Genomic DNA, 18,935 nt, shown 5'->3' on the forward strand with positions numbered 1-18,935 from the left:
CTTGGTACGGTTGGTGGGATTTGAACCTACGACCTCTGGTGCCACAAACCAGCGCTCTAACCAACTGAGCTACAACCGCATAAAAAGAAAATGTATCATAAATGTTCACGATTTCGTAAACATTTATTCTTACGCTTATGTGACATAAGGAAAATCAACAAAGTTTGCAAGCCCCTTAAAAAAAATCTCGCAATTTTTTGTGAAGAAAAAAGCGTTTTTTTACAAAGGAAATTTTGCCCAATGTTCAAGACTATGATCACGATAGCTTTTTATGTTATCAACTCCATCTTGTTGCATCATCTGCAAAATCTCTTGCAGAATAGTTATGACAAGATCTGGACCTTCATAAACCATCCCACTATATAATTGAATTAAATCTGCACCAGCTTTTACTTTTTCCAAAGCGGTTTGTGCGTCCTTTACACCGCCAACACCAATAATTGCAATCTCCTTCCCTAATTTTTTACGCATTTTTGCAAGCACAATAGTAGAACGCTCAAAAAGTGGACGTCCAGAAAGCCCACCCTGTTCATTACTGAAGTGACTATTGCTAAGCCCCTGGCGTGAAAGAGTTGTGTTAGAAACAATCAGTCCATTAAAATCAGAAAGTTTTATTTCTTCAGCAACATCATCTAATTCTTTCTCTGATAAATCGGGAGCAATTTTTAAAAAAATAGGAATGGAGAATCCATGCTTGTTCTCTTGCTCATTTCGCGCTTTCGAAACTGCACTCAACAAAAGATGCAAACTGTCACGGGCCTGTAAATCACGTAAACCTGGTGTATTAGGAGAAGAAATATTAACCGTAAAATAATCAGCAACATCATAAAAATGAACAATACCAACAGTATAATCATCAATCTTATCGACCGTATCCTTATTGGCTCCAATGTTGACTCCTATAACACCAGTTTTTTTACACGCACGCAATCTATTGTAAACAACTTGATGTCCGTCATTATTAAAGCCCATTCTATTAATAATCGCTTCATCTTCTTTTAAACGGAAAAGCCGTGGTTTAGGATTTCCAATCTGAGGCTTTGGTGTCACTGTCCCAATTTCAGTAAAACCAAATCCTAAACGAAAAATACCATCTACAACCTCTGCATTTTTATCAAACCCCGCTGCAAGACCAATAAAATTTTCAAACTCAAGACCAGCAACAGTTACACACAAACGTTTGTCGATAACCTTTTGACAACCATTTAATCCACTTTTCAGCCCGAGAATCGCTAAACCGTGTGCTTGCTCTGGATCCAACATAAATAAGGCAGAACGGCCAATACAACGAAAAAAACTCATTAATCCTTCTCCACAACATAAAAATGATCCATCGCACCTCACCTATATCTTTTAACACAAAAGATTTCCAATCAAAGAAAGCATATTATCCAAATAATATTCCCCTTCTAGAAGAAAAATCATCATATAATAGCCATACATGTTTATATTGATATATACTGTGTAAAGAACTTTTTATTCTTTAAAAATGTTTCTCTTTTTCGACATTTTTTAAAGATTAAAATATGAATCCTAATCTTATAAAATGCAGCATGAATTGAAACATCAATGGCTCTTTACCATAGTCATGGTTTTGTGGCATCTTATGCAGGCAAGCTCATAATTCTCTTAAATATGCATGCAAATGCCCTCTATTCCCAAAGTTCCTCTGTGTAATATTGTTTTCAACAGAAACAAAGCTTGTTCTATAAAGCTATTTTTTTCCTAGTATTTATAGGATACATGGTTCATAAAAACATCTAAATTCATACTATTGTTGCACCATTTATTAGCAACAGAATGTTCAATCAATTTGTACTCTATTGATAGAATTTTGAAGAATCTGTGTTGTTTCCTTTGCCATTTCTGATGCGTTAAATACAATTTTGCATCTATTAAGTGCTCTGTCTAACATATATTTTAAGTAATGACAGTTGATTGTTGAACTCACACCTATCATACCAACGACTTCCAAACCAAAATGATCTTGCAAACCCTAGAGCTCTGCTATTTATAAACTGATACAATCTTCCAGCAGATGAAATGTGTTTCTTCCATCGGAATTATCTCCATTTTAGCTCATGCAACCCAGTACAAATAGCTTTTAGATAAGCCATAATGCCCTCCTAATTTCTATTATCGCTTACTAAATTAAGAGGAATTAAATTATAAGTTTTACTGTGGTATTGTGTAAAAATCTCTCTTTTTAATGTTAACATAAAAATCTTGAGGCAATTATATAAATTAAGCTACAGTTTTCTACTTTCTGTTGAAAAAGCAGATATAGTTTTTATTAAAAAAGCTTTTTTCTAGGAAAGGTTCTATGTAAATTCAAATAGAGCCCTAAAATCCAAATAGAACCCTAAAGCTCTTTATTAAACCTTATAAAGTCTTTGAAAATAATATTAATATTGTAATATAATCATAAAAACAAAATCTGCCCTTTCCTTTTTCATCAAAAGCGGTAAGTAAATTACCGTATATCACTTACATAAAGGGGAAAATGCAATGCTTAAAGAATTCAAAGAATTTGCCCTAAAAGGTAATATGATTGATCTTGCTATCGGTGTGATTATAGGGGGTGCTTTTGGTAGCTTGGTCAACTCAATTGTCAATGATATTTTTATGCCAATCATTGGATTGATTACAGGTGGAATTGATTTTTCTAATATGTTTATTCAACTTGCTGGCGAAAAACAAGCAACATTGAGTGCCGCCAAAGCAACTGGAGCAACCATTAGCTATGGACACTTTATTACTTTACTTATCAATTTTCTCATTATTGCTTGGGTGCTTTTTTTATTCGTTAAAGCTATGAACAAAATCCGTAGAAAAGAAGAAGAAAGCCCCCAAAAAACGTCTTCAGAAGAACAACTGTTAACAGAAATTAGAGATCTTTTGGCTAAGAAAAAATAATTTTATGCAAGATTTACATCATGGAACACGAGGAAAAAACATTTCCACAGTTGTTCCGTAATTGGGTTTGGAGAACAGTAAAAATTGTCCCCCTCTTTCTTCCACCATTGCTTTACACATTGGGAGCCCTAAACCTGTTCCCATAAAAGCGCTATCACCAGATCGGCCATCCTTGCGCTCTACTTGACCATAAGGTTGCAGTGCCTGTATAATCTCTTCTTCGTTCATCCCTATACCATTATCACTCACTGAAATTTTTACACGTTCTTTTCTATAAGAAACGTGAACAATAATCTGTCCACCCAAAGGTGTAAAACGAATAGCATTGGAAAGAAGATTCCATATAATCTGGCGAAACACTTGTTGTGATACAGGAATAAATGGAACATGAGGTGGAGCAACAATACGCATGATAATGCCGTTCTGATTGGCTTGTGTCTCAAGAAAAGCTATCGTCGCACGTAAACAAGATATCACATCAAATGTTTCAGAAATAAGGGAAGAATCAATCTGGTTATCGGAACCAGAATAATTTATCTTCGAGCACTCTAGTAATTGATTAATCAGCAATAATATATGTTTTCCAGAGGAAATAATATCGCGTAAATATCCATGATAGCGCTCATTTTCTATCGAACCAAAACGGCCTTCTCTCATAATTTCTGCAAAACCAATAAGAGCATTCAAAGGTGTTCGTATTTCATGAACAACTCCAACGATTTTATCCTCTTCTGCTTTTTTTTCTCCTGATGGAACTGTTTGTGTCCTATCACGCAACATAACAGCATAATTTCCTTGCTTTGCCAAAAATACAATCGTTATCAAAACGGTTATATTTTTATGATTTTTCGTCATTAAATCAGCTGTTTCTCTGCGATTTAAAACCTGATTTTTTCCCTCCATGCGGATTGATTTAAAATATTTTTCAACCAAAAGTCGGCTTTGAAAAGTAAATAATGAAGAGAGTGGCTGTCCTCGCAGTTCATTTATTTCATAACCCATTAATGCTAAGGCTGCCCTACTCGCTGATTGAATAAAGCCTTCTTCATCCAACCATAAAACACCATCTGTTGCTGTATCCAACAATGATAAAACTGCAGCGGGCTCTTTTACGAGAGCTTGTTCTATAGCATTTACCGGCAATGTTTGTGCATATGGTAACTGAATAGCTGTTTCTTCAACTAAATTTTCTTCTTTTACCGATGAATTCAATTCATCACGCAATTGCTCTGCAATTTCATGAAAAGCTGAGCGTTCTATCTCCGTAAGACATGGTATTTCTGTTGCTAGCTTTTCATTTCTTTTTTCTTGGACTTTTTTTTGTATTTTTAAAACACCAAAGCCACGAAACCCTTTAAGCTGCTTTGTAACATCAAAAATTGGCAAAGCCGACAATTCAACATCAAGCCATTGTAAGCAACCATCAACAGGCCATTGAACAATCTCTTTACTCCAAGGCATAGCCGTTTCAATAAAACGACTGAGAACCAGATATCGATCATCATTAAATTGATGAGCAAGTTCATGAAAACTACACCCTAAAATAGAGGAAGAGAGAGGGCCAACAACTTCAGCTAGCTCTTTTGAGACTTCACAAAACAAACCATTGTGATCGATTTCCCACGTAAAAGGCCGTGGCAAAAGCTCTGGTGTAAAACGAAAAGCTTCTTGCTGCGATTTTAATTCATTTGTATTTAACTTTAATTCATCTGCTTTTAATGGCATAACTAAAACTAAAAAGTGTTGGATTTACTCTCAAATGAATAATGCTAATTTGTTTACAATTATCTGTTCTGGTTAAAATAACTTGATATCTCATATAAATTGTCTGTAGCAAAATTTTGACTGTTTCATCAACAAAACAAGAATAAAAAGAAGCTTCCAGCTCTTGTTGCTTATTCACCCATTATGTAATAAATCTTGTTACAATAATGGTAACATCTCCCTCGCATAAATAGTACTCAAAAAGAATACACTTATTTTACACATTCATGCGCCTTTTTTGAAAAGATATCTCCCAAGATCCCCAAGCTTATTTTACGACGTCATCTGTAAATGGTGTAATGTAAAAGTCCCTATAGAGGATATCAAGGCATTGTGCATTACCATTTTTATACTTATAAAAGAGCTGGTTAGCACCATCATTATACTAATTTCAGCCCCTAATGTTACCAATAGTTCTTGGCATTTGAAGGCATTCATACAAAGATCTTTCTTTCATTAGAATCGCTACAAAAGAAAAAATATACCACCGCACTATTTTATTAAAAATTTTCTCTGTAAAAAAGAGAACACAAATTATCTGTCTTCATATAAAGATTTGTTTAATTTCTTTATATTCCAGATCATTTAGAAATGTTAAAATATCTCATAATCTCCTTTGATATCAGCTTGTTTACCTCATCAGAAGTCTTAATACAAAAGATCGCTTTTGCTTTATTACTCTCCATTTAAATTTTTAATATTATATAAAAAAATAAAACAAGCACATTTAAATAATAACTGTCAGATATTTAAAAAATTGCATATTTTTAAATGCGTTTGTTTATTTTCCTTCATTGAGTAAAATTTCACGTTTTCCAACATGATTAGCGGCTCCAACAATGCCTTTTTCTTCCATCCGCTCGACGAGAGAAGCTGCTTTATTATAGCCGATTGAAAGTCGGCGCTGAATATAAGATGTTGAACATTTTTTATCACGCATAACAATTTTTACAGCTTGGTTATAAAGTTCCTCACCCTCTTCATCAAAATTTTCTTCCTCAGAAATTTCAGCCGCTGAATCAGCAGAAGTATCCTCTTTGTTATCGTCTTCATTATCCGTTACCGTTGCCAAATAATCAGGTTTTCCTTGCATTTTAAGATGTGCAACGATGGATTCAACTTCTTCATCTGAGACAAAAGGTCCATGAACGCGCACAATGCGTCCACCACCAGCCATATGAAGCATATCCCCCTGACCTAAAAGCGTTTCAGCACCTTGTTCACCCAAGATCGTACGACTATCAATTTTTGACGTTACTTGAAAAGAAATGCGGGTAGGAAAGTTTGCTTTAATTGTACCGGTGATAACATCAACAGAAGGACGTTGCGTTGCCATAATAAGATGAATACCTGCCGCACGCGCCATTTGCGCTAAGCGCTGAATGGCATTCTCTATCTCTTTCCCTGCCACCATCATAAGATCAGCCATCTCATCAACAATCACAACAATATAAGGAAGCTGCGTGAGATCCATGGCTTCTTCATGATAAAGCATTTCCCCTGTTTCCTTATCAAAACCCGACTGAACAGTACACATGATCGTTTCGCCTTTTTGAGCTGCAAGTGCAACGCGTGCATTAAAACCATCAATATTACGCACACCCAACTTAGCCATTTTGCGATAACGCTCTTCCATTTCACGAACCGCCCATTTTAAAGCTGTTACTGCTTTTTTGGGATCTGTGACAACGGGTGTTAAAAGATGTGGAATGCCATCATAAACAGAAAGCTCTAACATTTTAGGATCAACCATGATCAAACGACACTGCTTTGGTGTCATACGATAAAGAATCGACAAAATCATTGTATTAATTGCAACAGACTTGCCTGATCCTGTTGTTCCTGCAACCAATAAATGAGGCATTTTTGCTAATTCTGCAATGACCGGTTCACCATTAATCCCCTTCCCCAAAGCAAGAGCAAGTTTAAATTCACTTTCACGAAAAGAACGTGTTTGGATTAATTCCCGTAAATAAACGGTTTCACGAACCGCATTGGGTAACTCAATCCCGATAACATTACGTCCAGGAATTACAGCAACGCGTGTAGAAATAGCAGACATAGAACGCGCAATATCATCAGAAAGATTAATAACGCGCGATGACTTTACGCCCGCGGCGGGTTCAAATTCATACATTGTTACCACTGGCCCTGGATGAACATGGATAACTTCACCCTTAATGCCAAAATCTTCCAAAACACTTTCCAAAAGTCCAGCACCACGTTCTAATGTTTCTTGAGGAATCATCGTACCTTCATGAAAAACAGGTTCCTGTAATAAGTTGATCGGAGGAAATTCATAAACATCACAGTCAATAGATTGAATATTTTGCATAAAAGCAGAATCATAATTACCTAATGGCATACGAGTAGATTGCAATGTTTTAGTTTTACTGTTTGCTTGCATCACAGAAAAATCTTTTGAATTCTTTGTGACGGCTTTGTTTATACAATCAACAGTATTATTGGCGACAGTATTATTGCTATTTTCAGTCTCTATACTCGCCCCTGCATCGCTTAACGCCCCTGTATTACTTAACGTATGAGCAGAATCTTCAACAGAAAGCTTAGAATGACTCTCTTTAGTAGTATCATTATTTGTATGCATTAAATCAGAAATTTTCTCAACGCCTCGCATCCTTTCCGCTGGAGATTCTGATGTAATTGAATCATAGAGTTGTGGAAAGCGGTATTCAAGAACACGGTAAAGAGCCGTTATTGACTCATCAAAGGCTGTGGGAATATCCGGTGTAATTTCATTTGTCGTATCAATTGATATTCCATCCTCTTTTGAAGTTTGAGTCTCCACATGTTCAAATATCAAAGATTCACACTCAAAAAATGCATCATCGGAAAGATGCAAAGCAGGTTTTATTTTTTGTAGCACATTTTCCACTTGTAATTTACGTTCTTGTTCATCCTCCTCAAGTGGAATATTTGCTGACGGCATATGAATAGCTTGTCGTGACAACTGCTTCAGAACCGTTGAATGACAAACTGATGTTTTATTCTCTATTGATTGAGGATTAATGACTTTTTTTGTCGAAAGAATATTGGTTGTTTTCTTGTTACAACGTACAATATCTGTATCTGTAATTTTTTTTTGATCTTGCTTCGTAAAAATTTTAAACTGTTTTGCAAAAACTGGATCTGTTTCTATACGACGACGCAAAATCTCAACTTCTGGGGTTCTCGTGAAACGGACGTTTTTTCCGAGGGCAAATGCCTTTTTCCACACTTCCGGATAAGGAAATATCTCAGTAATCTTAACAGATAAATCTTCTCTTGATGCACCTTCCGTACTATCATCAGAAAAAGAAGACGTAGAAATAGATTTTGTTTTCGAATTATGCATGGCACCCAACAAATTTATAGCAATGAGAAAAATAACCTTTTCAAAAAGAATTCGTAGAAACTATCATACGAAGGTTAATAACCTTTTGCTGATGGTTACTTTTTAATGAAAAAAATAATGCCATAATACATATTCATAATCTGCCTTTTGCATATTTACGATATAAATTGCTCAGTTTATGGTGTCATAGAGCTCGTATTTCATTTGTTTTGAAGAAAACTTCATGATAAAAAAGCTTCAAGAAAATTGTCTATGCCTCTCTTTCTCTCCCTTTGCATAAGAGAAACTAGTCTCAATAATACAATGAGCATTGCTCTATTGAATTCTCCATGCTCAATTATCACGATATAATCTAATTTCTCGCGTTTTTATAAGATTACCCTTGTTATCCTCGTTTAAAAAGGCTTAGACTAAGACAATCATAATTACATAAATACAAATAGAAAAAAGGGAGTGAATTATGTTTAATAAACGGAAATTTTATATCAATGGTCTATGGGATGAGCCAAGCATTCCTCACGATTTTGACGTCATTAATCCATCAACAGAGGAGGCTTGTGCTGTCATTAGCCTTGGAAGTACAAAAGATGCCGATAAAGCAATTAATGCGGCTAAAGAAGCGTTTCAAAAATGGAAAACAACGTCACCAAATGAGCGTCTTGGATTTGTTGAAAAAATTCTAGAGATCTACGAAAAACGTTCCAAAGACATGGCAAAAACCATTTCAATGGAAATGGGAGCACCGATTGATATGGCGCTTAATGCGCAAACTGCAACCGGAAGTTCCCATATTCGCAATTTTATCGAAGCTTATAAAGAGTTTTCGTTCCAAGAAACTTTAATAAAGGGAAATGAGCAAGCAATCCTTCACTACGATCCTATCGGCGTCGTAGGATTAATTACGCCATGGAATTGGCCCATGAATCAAGTAACTCTTAAAGTTATTCCTGCTCTCTTGGCTGGCTGTACCATGGTGTTAAAGCCCTCTGAAATTGCGCCTCTTTCTGCTATGCTTTTTGCTGAATTTTTAGATGAAGCCGCACTTCCAGCCGGTGTTTTTAATTTAATCAATGGTGATGGTGCGACTGTCGGCTCTTACCTCTCTGCACATCCAGATTTAGAAATGATCAGCTTTACTGGTTCAACTAGAGCAGGAAAAGATATTTCTAAAAATGCCAGCGCTACTTTAAAAAGAGTCTGTCTGGAACTTGGTGGAAAAGGAGCGAATATTATCTTTGCTGATGCCGACTCAGATGCTATTCAACGTGGTGCACGACATTGCTTTTATAATAGTGGACAAAGTTGTAATGCACCGACTCGTATGCTTGTGGAACAGAGCATCTATGACAAAGCCATAAAAATAGCCAAAGATATTGCAGAAACAACAAAAGTAGGACCAAACTGCCAAGAAGGAAATCATATTGGACCTGTCGTTTCAAAAAAACAATATGATAAAATTCAAGATCTTATCCAATCGGGAATTGATGAAGGTGCAACTCTTGTTGCAGGCGGGACTGGTTTACCAAAAGGAATGGAACGCGGTTATTATGTCCGTCCAACAGTCTTTGCTGATGTAAAACCTCATATGCGTATTTTTAAAGAAGAAATCTTTGGTCCAGTTCTCTCGATTCTTTCTTTTAGTACAGAAGAAGAAGCCGTCGCTTTAGCGAATGAGACTGAGTATGGTCTTACAAACTATATTCAATCGCAAGATCGCAACAAATGTCGTCGTATTGCGGCACAAGTACGCTCTGGTATGGTAGAAGTTAATGGACATGGATTACCCAGTGGAAGCTACTTTGGAGGTGTAAAATTTTCTGGGCGCGCTCGTGAAGGAGGACATTGGGGAATTAAAGAATTTCTCGATAGTAAAGCAATTTCGTACTGGTAAAATCTTATTAAAAACTTAATAGGAATCGTATGGTAATACAGAAAATAACGGATGAAGGTGCTCTTGGGCAACGTCTTGATCAGTGGCTCGCAAAACAATATCATGATGTGCTCTCGCGTTCGCGTTTGCAAACCCTCATCCGTGAAGGCTGTCTTAAAATTGATGGTCAATTCATAAAGGAACCAAAAACAAAATTAAAACCTAACCAAATAATTGAATTGGAAATGCCTGACCTTCGTGATGCAGAACCTAGCGCTGAAGCCATTGCATTGGACATTCTTTTTGAAGATGATCATGTCATTGTTATTAACAAACCAGCTGGTCTTGTTGTTCATCCTGGGAATGGCAATTGGACCGGTACATTGGTTAATGCCCTTATTTACCACTGTGGGAATAGTTTATCTGGTATAGGTGGTGTTAAACGCCCTGGCATTGTCCATCGTCTTGATAAAAATACAAGCGGTGTTATGGTTGTTGCAAAAAATGATCTAGCTCATAAAAGTCTCAGTGCTCAATTTTCTGATCATGGACGTACCTGCGCATTAGATCGACGCTACCATGCCTTGATTTGGGGAACACCTCAGCGCAATGTCTGGACAATTGATGCATCACTTGGCCGTTCGCCCCATAACCGGACAAAGCAAGCTGTCATCCATAACCAAAACCCTTATGCTCGTCATGCTGTTACACATGTTTCTCTGCTTGAAAAATATGGCTCTCATGCAGACTCAACATCTTTTGCTAGCCTTCTGGAATGTCGCTTGGAAACTGGACGCACCCATCAAATCCGTGTTCATATGACTCATATGGGGCATCCACTCATAGGCGATACAGTTTATGGAAACGCTTTTAAAACAAAATCAAACATATTCAACCCCACTATTAGAAATGCAATCGATCAATTCAACCGACATGCACTCCATGCTGCAAGTCTTACTTTTGAACATCCTTCTACCGGTAAAGTTATGTCGTTTTCCGCACCACTGCCTCAAGATATGGCTAAACTTATTAAACTTTTTAAAAAAATGAATTGAAACTTTTCCCCTTCTCAAGATTTCACAATAAAATATCTTTTTTTGAACAAAATTGAAAAATATGCTAGAGTGAGATTATGAGGATAGTTAGCTATCTAAAACATAGAATTTGCCTTATCAGGGAATTCAAACAAAAGGAGGGTGCTATATGGCCCATATGAATTTATTATCAGTAATGACAGGTGATGGTGGTTTAAACCGTTACTTGGAAGAAGTGCGTCGTTTTCCAATGCTTGAGCCAAAAGAAGAATATATGTTAGCTCAGCGTTACCGTGAGCATAATGATCTAAAAGCTGCGCATAGGCTAGTAACCAGCCATTTGCGTCTCGTAGCTAAAATCGCGATGGGATATCGGGGCTACGGACTTCCCATTGGGGAAGTCATTTCAGAAGGCAATGTTGGACTCATGCAAGCTGTTAAACGTTTCGAACCAGAGCGGGGTTTTCGTCTTGCAACCTATGCAATATGGTGGATTAAAGCATCAATCCAAGAATATGTATTGCGCTCTTGGAGTTTGGTGAAAATGGGGACAACAGCTAATCAAAAGCGTTTGTTTTTCAACCTTCGTAAGTTAAAAAGTAAACTTCAAGCACTTGATAGTGGCGATCTCAATGCAGAACAAGTGAAAAAAATTGCAATCCAGTTGAATGTCACAGAAGATGAAGTTGTATCAATGAATCGTAGGCTTGGTGGTGATACTTCACTCAACGCACCAATTCGAACAAAAGAAGGGGAAAACAGTGAGTTGCAAGATTGGTTGGTGGATGAATCTAACGATCAAGAACAAATTTTAATTGAAAAAAGTGAATTAGAAAATCGCCGTTCCATGCTCATAAATGCCATGGACAATCTCAATGAACGCGAAAAGCGTATATTTAAAGCGCGTCGTTTAAACGATGTACCACTAACCCTAGAAGAACTCTCTGGTGAATTTAATATTAGTCGAGAACGAGTAAGACAAATTGAAATGCGTGCATTTGAAAAAGTGCAAAACTCTATCAAAGATTCTACTTTATCTCAAAGTCAAGTATAAAACCTAGAGTTAAGTATAAAGCCAATGGTTTGCACATTCTTTAAATGTGAAAATGAAAAAAAGCATGCCTTGGCTTTATACTTGTAAATTAGCCTATCGAATTCTTTAAGTTATTGATATGTAAAGCTTTATTGAATATATTTGGTATATAATTGATAAAGACGGTCGTAGAAAATTCTTCACAGCCGTTTATTTTTTTGCATCTATGTTTTATTTTTTTGACCAAGAACTGTTAACTTATCTTGTTGTGCAAGCCATTGTCCAATAACTTCATTAAAAATAGACTTACCTGTTGGTCCTTTTGCAAAGGTTAATTCACTTATACGCCCGTTTTTATCCGTTAACACCAAACGCATCCAATCTAATTCTCGCATCAATTGTAAATTTCGATCAAGAAATGGATGATTTCCACTCAATGCGACAAGAAAAAAGTCATCGTTAATCTTTGCAGCAATAGTTCTTGTTAAAGCCTGTCCAATGGATTGTTCACTTGCTTTAAAGGTTAATGCTTGAACATTGCTTATAGCTTTACCTGAAAATTTATCCGAAAGAATAAAAATAAGGTCCATAATATATGCAGCAGGAAATGACTGATCGGTATTACGACGTAAAATTAACCGTAATGATACCCCTTCATCAGGAATTGTTATATCACCTTGTATAGTTGTTTCTTCTGGAGCCCCCTTCACTTGAGATTCTTTTATAAGCGTCCAGCGAGCACTTCCCGTTGCTATCTTTTCTGCATCATAATTTGTACGTGCTTGATAGAAAACAGCTTCACCTGATTTTTCAAGCGATTGCAAATTGCTATCAACAACTGTTGAGAGTACTTCTTCATCCGAAGAATCTATCGCTTGTTTTAAACCAACATCAATTTCACTTCCATCCTCTAATAAGCGTTGTGTTAACTTTCTCTTAATTGGAAATGCCTTTGGTACTCTGTGAGAAGCTTGAAGATTTTCTTCTAAAAACTGATGATCATTTGATACAAATACACGCTCACCAACAAAAAAAATACCAACAATTAAAACAACAAAACTAACAACAGAAACAGCACTTATTACAATACGCCTTTGCACTAACGATTTATTAGCACGACGTAAAGCCTGAGAAAAAATGTGCGAAACAATATGCGGATTATCTTCCTGCGAAGGAGAAATCTTTAACACACTGCTATTAACATGCTGAGAAGGCACATCAGCCTCCATATTAACAGGCTCTGCATCTGGTATATCTGATACACAAAGCTCATCAAATACCTTGTTATCCTTTGAACGCGTAACAAAATCCTGTTTTCTTTTTATATTTACCTCTGAAAATTCATTATTCTTTGGTAATATAGTTTTTTTTGTATATTTCTTATCTTCATTTATATTTGTGGGATTCCACCCAATAACTGAAGAAAGCCGCTTCTTTTCAACTGCTAAATATTCTCCTTCAACAGTTGCAATAGAACTTTGAAGAATCTTTCTCTGTTCATCCGCTATTGCTTGTGGTATTTTTGCTGTTAAAAATTGATGTTCTAGTGTTTCGGTAGCACGCTTATAAATCCGCTTACGCACTTGTGGTGTAATATTATTTTGTGCATTAATTGTCTTTTTTAAGATTCCAACGAAATCTACCATTTCCTCTATAATCTCTCTTAAACTGAGAAAAAATCAATAGTAAAGCCAAAAAACTTTATTTTAGCCTTCTAAATTGATTGCCATTTAATATTGGTACAACTATCGCAATAATGTAAAATGAATATGAAAAATAAACAATGCTATTTTGCACCTTTCTCTCACGTGATCTTAAAAACTTTTTTTGTAAAAAGAGACAAAAACGCACAGAGAACATATATAGAAATCTAAAAATAATAATCAATTAACAAAGGGATCCGTAATAAGAATAGTATCTTCACGCTCTGGACTTGTGGATAATAAAGCCACTTTTGTATTAATCAGTTCTTCAATATAGCGTATATATTTAATAGCCTGCACTGGTAAATCTTCCCACCTCAATGCATGTGCTGTTTCTTCCTTCCAACCTTCTAATGTTGCATAAACAGGCTTCACCCGATCCTGAGCTCCCATGGAAGAAGGTAAATAATCAATTCTTTTACCATCAAGCTCATAACCAATACAAATTTTTATTTCATCCAAACCATCTAAAACATCAAGTTTTGTCAATGCTATACCTTGAACACCGCAAATTGTTACCATCTGACGTACTAAGACAGCATCAAACCAACCACATCGACGCTTTCGACCCGTTACAACACCAAATTCATGTCCACGCACTCCTAGAAATTCACCAATATCATTTATCTGCTCTGTCGGGAACGGCCCTTCTCCAACGCGTGTAGTATAAGCTTTTGCAATACCCAAAACATAATGAATTGCATCAGGTCCCATCCCCGAACCTGTACATGCTTGCCCAGCAACTGTATTAGATGACGTTACATAAGGATAAGTTCCAAAATCATTATCTAATAAAGCACCTTGCGCACCTTCAAAAAGAATGTGTTTCCCTCCTCGATAACCTTCATCTAAAAGACGCCACGTACAATCCATAAAGGGCAAAATTTTATCCGCAACTTGCATCAATTCATCATAAAGTGCTCGAGAATCAATCTCTGCAACACCCATCCCACGACGCAAAGCATTATGATGCCTCAAAAGCCGCTCAATCTTAGCCATAAGTGTATCTTTTTCTGCTAAATCCATCACTCGGATAGCACGACGTCCCACCTTATCTTCATAAGCCGGTCCAATACCACGCTTTGTTGTACCAATTTTTAAACCAGATAAACCGCTTTCTCGAATTGCATCAAGATCACGATGCAAAGAAAGAATCAAAGGAGCATTTTCAGCAATACGCAAAATTTCTGGTGTGATTTTTACACCCTGATCACATAGTTTTTTTACTTCTGCAACAAAATGATGAGGGTCAACAACAACACCATTGCCTATAATTGATAACTTGCCACGCACTAAACCAGACGGTAAAAGTGATAATTTATAACTGACTCCATCAACAACCAATGTGTGGCCAGCATTATGCCCCCCCTGATACCTCACCACGATATCTGCTCGCTCAGATAACCAATCTACAATTTTACCTTTGCCTTCATCACCCCATTGTGTACCGACAACAACTACATTGGCCATAACTTTCTCCGTCGTGTTTGGTTAAAAAAACCAGCATTCAAAAACAAACACTTCTTTATAACGAAACCTTAGAGCAAGTGCGACTCTTCATTTCAGATTTTTCTCAATCTTCAAGTGATTAAATTTTCAAATTTATGATAATAAAGATAAGCAAATACCAAAATATTTTAAATCTGTTATTTTTGCTACAACAAAGTAAAAAAAATAGAGATTTTAATTTGTGCGTATCCAACACCTGACAGAGCATTCATTCTCTCTCTTAATCTTTTACAATTCACGTAATATTTAGATGCTGTCTGTCTGATACAAGAATACGAAAGATCATCATAATCTCTCGTATCCTTTTTTGTTTAAAAATACGTTGTGAAAATCACCAGTAATTATTTAAAGCTGTGCTTTTTCAACTTGGAACGCCCACTCAAGCCATTGTGTCAAAATTTCAAGATCGGAAGCCTCAATTGTTATACCCGCCCAAATTCGAAGCCCAGGAGGAGCATCGCGATACGAACCGATATCATAAGCAACCCCTTCCTCATCAAGACGTTTCACAACCGCTTTTATAAAAGATACTCGCTTTTCCGTATCCAAAGCAGTAATCACTGGATCCACAATATCTAAACAAATAGCGGTGTTAGAACGCACTTCAGGATCTTTTGCCAAATATTCTAACCATGGCGTTTTGCGAACAAAAGCATCAAGTACAGAAAAGTTTTTCTCAACCCGTGCTCTTAATGCCGCTGCACCTCCTAGAGACTTTGCCCACTTCAACCCATCAAGAAAATCCTCAACACAAAGCATAGAAGGTGTATTGATTATCTTTCCTTTAAAAATATCTTCGTTCAATTTTCCATTTTTTGTCATATAGAAAAGTTGAGGCATAGGCCAAGCTGGAACATGATTCTCAAGCCTCTCAACAGCACGAGGACTTAAAATCACCATACCATGTGCAGCCTCACCTCCCAAAACTTTCTGCCATGAAAAAGTAACAACATCTAATTTTGAAAAATCAAGATATTGCGCAAAAGCTGCCGATGTTGCATCACAAATGGTCAATCCAGCCCGTTTATGCGGAATGAAATCCGCATTAGGAATACGCACACCAGAAGTTGTCCCATTCCATGTAAAAACAACATCCCGATCAAAGTCAAGTTGTGTTAAATCTGGTATTTCACCATAAGGAGCTTCAAAACGACGCACATCAGAAAGCTTTAATTGCTCGACAACATCTTTATTCCACCCAAATCCAAAACTTTCCCACGCCGCCATATCAATGCCACGCTCACCTAATAGAGACCATAGAGCAGCCTCAACAGCACCGGTATCTGAACCGGGCATAATTCCTATACGATGATCAGAAGGAACCTCAAGAATCTCACGGGTTAAATTAACAACTTCAGCAAGTTTTAATTCTGCTTCTCTAGATCTATGTGAACGCCCAACTACTGCATTTTTAAGAACATCAAGAGTCCAACCAGGCCGTTTACTACAAGGGCCTGAAGAAAAATTAGTATTATTGGGACGACTACTTGGTTTTTGTAACATTATCATTATTTCTCCCCTTTTAGATGTTTTTTTCTTTATAAAGAAAAACAAATTATTATAAAGACTAATCAACAATCTTTTTAGAAAAAGTCAAAAATGTTGTCTATTATTTCGTATGCTTAAAATTCACGGAAACTTTATAAAAAAATCTTTCTTAATCATGCTTCTCGATTGATTCTTTTAATTTTTTTTCGTATCACCACCACGATAAGACAGCATTCTAATAACAATACACTAAAGTGTCCAATATACCTATCAAATTTATTTTATGATAAAGATTCATTGATAACGCTCTAGAATAGGGAGATAAACTTATTAAAAAATCAATTATTTTTCTTTTGATGACTGGACAGAGAAAATTTTAATGTTATAACCGCAAACGCTTTATGTTTTTTATGAAGCATGCCCAGATAGCTCAGTTGGTAGAGCAGCGGACTGAAAATCCGCGTGTCCGTGGTTCGAATCCGCGTCTGGGCACCACTTTTTGTGTTTAAAATATTGAAATATATAGTTTTTTTCTTTAAATAGCTATTTTCAGACCACCTTCTACAGTTTATATAATTTTACCTAATTTGTTCTTATTTGCTCCTTATTTTTCTTTGGAGTGAAGTCTAAGATCTCTTTTTTTCTCCATCTCACTGCTCTCCCTAGCTTATATGGCTCCGGAAACAAACCCTGAAGCACCCAATTGCGAATCGTTGTTGTGGATACACTAAAAAGCTGTGCACACTCACGTGTCGTTACATATCTATCTCCATCATCAAATATCATCTCATTACCTTTCTCTTTTTTATGTTAATTAATCCCCTCCTCGTCTTATAGGACGAGGAGATGAAATCAATTGTTTAAAACTAAGCCGCTTTCGTGACAGACTTCTGCAAACTCGGATCATAAGCTCGCAACAAAGAATCCATTCTATGGGGCAGCTCTGAATCTCCAAAATCCGTTAAAACTGCTAGAATCTTTGTAATATTTGGAATTTCATCTTGAAGTTTTAAAATCAAAGCTTTTTCTACTACGCTCATGATGTCAACCAAGGCACTACAGTCTTTGTCATCTACGTATTCACAATTGACAAACTGAGACAACGCTATCCACAAATCACATAAAAAGTCGATACTGGGATTTATTGCACACCCCCAAAGATTTATTCTCTCAAACAAGCCAATCCTCTGGATGTGATTTTCGTTGAAGGCAGCACCTTTTCTGTACCATCCGGTCTTTGAATGGTAATAGCGTGACAATCCATGAATCCTTTCTTGATCTTATCCTGATAAGGTAACAGCGGCGCCCTTGGAGCACGTCGATATACCCAGTCATGTTTACGCAAGTAATCTGTTTAATCTTTTGGTCGTACCTCTAACATCTTTGCTGCTTCAATAAGACCAAACAAACCATCAGAGCGTTTTAAACCATCCAAAGCCTTTGCTTTGGGTGCTAATTCTGAAATAACATGATCTTTTTGCTCGATTTGACTTTGTAAGTGATTTAAAAAGCCAATCATAGCTTGAGGACTTGAGTAGTCAATTTGCGGTGTTGCTACTTGTTTTTCCAATTCTTGCCACCGGTCAATGATTTTTGCTCGTAAGGCAGTGCTGTAACCAGAAACAAGAATTAGACATTCGCGTTTAAGGAGGTTATAACAAGGGCGGCTTTCACCTTTGCTATCAAGGTAATAACCACTAAAATCAACCACCCCAAATTTGGGGGCGTTAAGTTCTTCAAGCATTTTCTTGATATCGCGCATCACATGGTCATGTCTTTTACTGCACAATTCTGCAATTTCACGACTCGACATAGTCTGAGTGGTAGCACTATTAGCAGTGCTTTCTTTAATTTCTATAAGTGTGTTCACTGTGAACTCCTTGGTAATAGAGGTTTTCTATTGACACTCTAAAAGAGTGCCGGGTGCTAGAAAACACGGTACCAAGTCCGTCGTCACACCTTTCCCGTGAGGGTATTGTATAGTGTAACTACACCCGACAAGACCGTTATATGCTACAGCATATAATGAGTCAAAATCTTTAATGTTCAGAAGACTGATTATTTCGGCAACCAATCCGCTTGGTATTTTAAGGTGTTTTCTAGGCACATGATTCGACAATAGACATACTGATAGTATTTTGTCAAATAAAAAATTAAAAAATCGGCGCTTATAAACTATATCGATTTCATCAGTCAGTTCGTATTTCTTTTTTATCATAATAACCTCCTCTTAATGCATGCTTTGTCTTTTAAGCTCTTGAGA

At 36.6% G+C, this 18,935-nt stretch carries 12 protein-coding genes, 2 tRNA genes and 1 pseudogene; 5 read left to right on the top strand and 10 right to left on the bottom strand.

Annotated features, from left to right (window positions below):
* Nucleotides 1-2: 2 nt before the first annotated feature.
* Nucleotides 3-79 (bottom strand) — tRNA-His (locus ACFILA_RS04300).
* Nucleotides 80-219: 140 nt separating this feature from the next.
* Nucleotides 220-1,302, bottom strand: coding sequence for a quinone-dependent dihydroorotate dehydrogenase (locus ACFILA_RS04305; RefSeq protein ID WP_375630988.1), 1,083 nt, complete (start codon nucleotides 1,300-1,302; stop codon nucleotides 220-222).
* Between the two features lie 1,206 nt (nucleotides 1,303-2,508).
* Here ACFILA_RS04305 and mscL point away from each other — a divergent pair.
* A complete protein-coding gene (gene mscL / locus ACFILA_RS04310; protein ID WP_273790360.1) occupies nucleotides 2,509-2,916 on the top strand; it encodes a large conductance mechanosensitive channel protein MscL in 408 nt (135 codons plus the stop codon).
* 18 nt (nucleotides 2,917-2,934) lie between these two features.
* Here mscL and ACFILA_RS04315 read toward each other — a convergent pair whose 3' ends face one another.
* The gene (locus ACFILA_RS04315; RefSeq protein WP_375660724.1) at nucleotides 2,935-4,641 is read right to left on the bottom strand and encodes an ATP-binding protein; all 1,707 of its coding nucleotides are present in this window, start codon (nucleotides 4,639-4,641) and stop codon (nucleotides 2,935-2,937) included.
* Between the two features lie 820 nt (nucleotides 4,642-5,461).
* Nucleotides 5,462-8,035, bottom strand: coding sequence for a DNA translocase FtsK (locus ACFILA_RS04320; RefSeq protein ID WP_273790358.1), 2,574 nt, complete (start codon nucleotides 8,033-8,035; stop codon nucleotides 5,462-5,464).
* 460 nt (nucleotides 8,036-8,495) lie between these two features.
* On the opposite strand from ACFILA_RS04320, the gene ACFILA_RS04325 reads away from it, so the two are divergent.
* The 3 genes from ACFILA_RS04325 (at nucleotide 8,496) to rpoH (ending at nucleotide 11,993) form a co-directional block, all read left to right on the top strand.
* Nucleotides 8,496-9,926 (top strand): aldehyde dehydrogenase family protein, encoded by a 1,431-nt coding sequence (locus ACFILA_RS04325; RefSeq protein WP_273790357.1) that lies wholly within the window; start codon nucleotides 8,496-8,498, stop codon nucleotides 9,924-9,926.
* Between the two features lie 29 nt (nucleotides 9,927-9,955).
* Nucleotides 9,956-10,960 carry an RluA family pseudouridine synthase gene (locus tag ACFILA_RS04330; RefSeq protein ID WP_375643322.1) on the top strand — a complete coding sequence of 335 codons (1,005 nt, stop codon included), beginning with the start codon at nucleotides 9,956-9,958 and terminating at the stop codon, nucleotides 10,958-10,960.
* Between the two features lie 148 nt (nucleotides 10,961-11,108).
* Entirely contained in the window at nucleotides 11,109-11,993 is an 885-nt protein-coding gene (gene rpoH, locus ACFILA_RS04335; protein ID WP_273790355.1) for an RNA polymerase sigma factor RpoH, read from the top strand.
* Nucleotides 11,994-12,196: 203 nt separating this feature from the next.
* Here the strand turns inward: rpoH and ACFILA_RS04340 are convergent, their stop codons facing one another.
* From ACFILA_RS04340 to ACFILA_RS04350, 3 genes are all read right to left on the bottom strand, one after another.
* Nucleotides 12,197-13,618: a hypothetical protein gene (locus tag ACFILA_RS04340; protein WP_375660725.1), complete on the bottom strand. Its 1,422-nt coding sequence runs from the start codon at nucleotides 13,616-13,618 to the stop codon at nucleotides 12,197-12,199.
* Between the two features lie 237 nt (nucleotides 13,619-13,855).
* The gene (locus ACFILA_RS04345; protein WP_273790353.1) at nucleotides 13,856-15,145 is read right to left on the bottom strand and encodes an adenylosuccinate synthase; all 1,290 of its coding nucleotides are present in this window, start codon (nucleotides 15,143-15,145) and stop codon (nucleotides 13,856-13,858) included.
* A gap of 384 nt (nucleotides 15,146-15,529) precedes the next feature.
* Nucleotides 15,530-16,693 (bottom strand): phosphoserine transaminase, encoded by a 1,164-nt coding sequence (locus tag ACFILA_RS04350; protein ID WP_273790352.1) that lies wholly within the window; start codon nucleotides 16,691-16,693, stop codon nucleotides 15,530-15,532.
* A gap of 398 nt (nucleotides 16,694-17,091) precedes the next feature.
* On the opposite strand from ACFILA_RS04350, the gene ACFILA_RS04355 reads away from it, so the two are divergent.
* A tRNA-Phe gene (locus tag ACFILA_RS04355) sits at nucleotides 17,092-17,167 on the top strand.
* 87 nt (nucleotides 17,168-17,254) lie between these two features.
* On the opposite strand, the gene ACFILA_RS04360 is transcribed toward ACFILA_RS04355, so the two are convergent.
* The 3 genes and pseudogenes from ACFILA_RS04360 to ACFILA_RS04370 all read right to left on the bottom strand — a co-directional run bounded on the left by ACFILA_RS04360 (nucleotide 17,255) and on the right by ACFILA_RS04370 (nucleotide 18,542).
* Entirely contained in the window at nucleotides 17,255-17,458 is a 204-nt protein-coding gene (locus tag ACFILA_RS04360; RefSeq protein WP_273790351.1) for an AlpA family transcriptional regulator, read from the bottom strand.
* Between the two features lie 80 nt (nucleotides 17,459-17,538).
* On the bottom strand, nucleotides 17,539-17,817 hold the full coding sequence (locus tag ACFILA_RS04365) for a hypothetical protein (protein ID WP_375657627.1): 279 nt from the start codon (nucleotides 17,815-17,817) through the stop codon (nucleotides 17,539-17,541).
* A gap of 17 nt (nucleotides 17,818-17,834) precedes the next feature.
* Nucleotides 17,835-18,542 (bottom strand): annotated as a pseudogene (locus ACFILA_RS04370) (Rha family transcriptional regulator).
* Nucleotides 18,543-18,935 lie beyond the last annotated feature (393 nt).

This window comes from Bartonella sp. CL71SXKL (genome assembly GCF_042194935.1).
In the GTDB taxonomy this organism is placed as follows: domain Bacteria; phylum Pseudomonadota; class Alphaproteobacteria; order Rhizobiales; family Rhizobiaceae; genus Bartonella.

Bases quoted from the DNA above. Each gene is read 5' to 3' on its own strand.
- ACFILA_RS04360 (WP_273790351.1), bottom strand. From the start codon at position 17,458: ATGATATTTGATGATGGAGATAGATATGTAACGACACGTGAGTGTGCA.
- mscL (WP_273790360.1), top strand. From the start codon at position 2,509: ATGCTTAAAGAATTCAAAGAATTTGCCCTAAAAGGTAATATGATTGAT.
- ACFILA_RS04325 (WP_273790357.1), top strand. From the start codon at position 8,496: ATGTTTAATAAACGGAAATTTTATATCAATGGTCTATGGGATGAGCCA.
- ACFILA_RS04315 (WP_375660724.1), bottom strand. From the start codon at position 4,641: ATGCCATTAAAAGCAGATGAATTAAAGTTAAATACAAATGAATTAAAA.
- ACFILA_RS04350 (WP_273790352.1), bottom strand. From the start codon at position 16,693: ATGATAATGTTACAAAAACCAAGTAGTCGTCCCAATAATACTAATTTT.
- ACFILA_RS04305 (WP_375630988.1), bottom strand. From the start codon at position 1,302: ATGAGTTTTTTTCGTTGTATTGGCCGTTCTGCCTTATTTATGTTGGAT.
- ACFILA_RS04345 (WP_273790353.1), bottom strand. From the start codon at position 15,145: ATGGCCAATGTAGTTGTTGTCGGTACACAATGGGGTGATGAAGGCAAA.
- rpoH (WP_273790355.1), top strand. From the start codon at position 11,109: ATGGCCCATATGAATTTATTATCAGTAATGACAGGTGATGGTGGTTTA.
- ACFILA_RS04340 (WP_375660725.1), bottom strand. From the start codon at position 13,618: ATGGTAGATTTCGTTGGAATCTTAAAAAAGACAATTAATGCACAAAAT.
- ACFILA_RS04330 (WP_375643322.1), top strand. From the start codon at position 9,956: ATGGTAATACAGAAAATAACGGATGAAGGTGCTCTTGGGCAACGTCTT.
- ACFILA_RS04320 (WP_273790358.1), bottom strand. From the start codon at position 8,035: ATGCATAATTCGAAAACAAAATCTATTTCTACGTCTTCTTTTTCTGAT.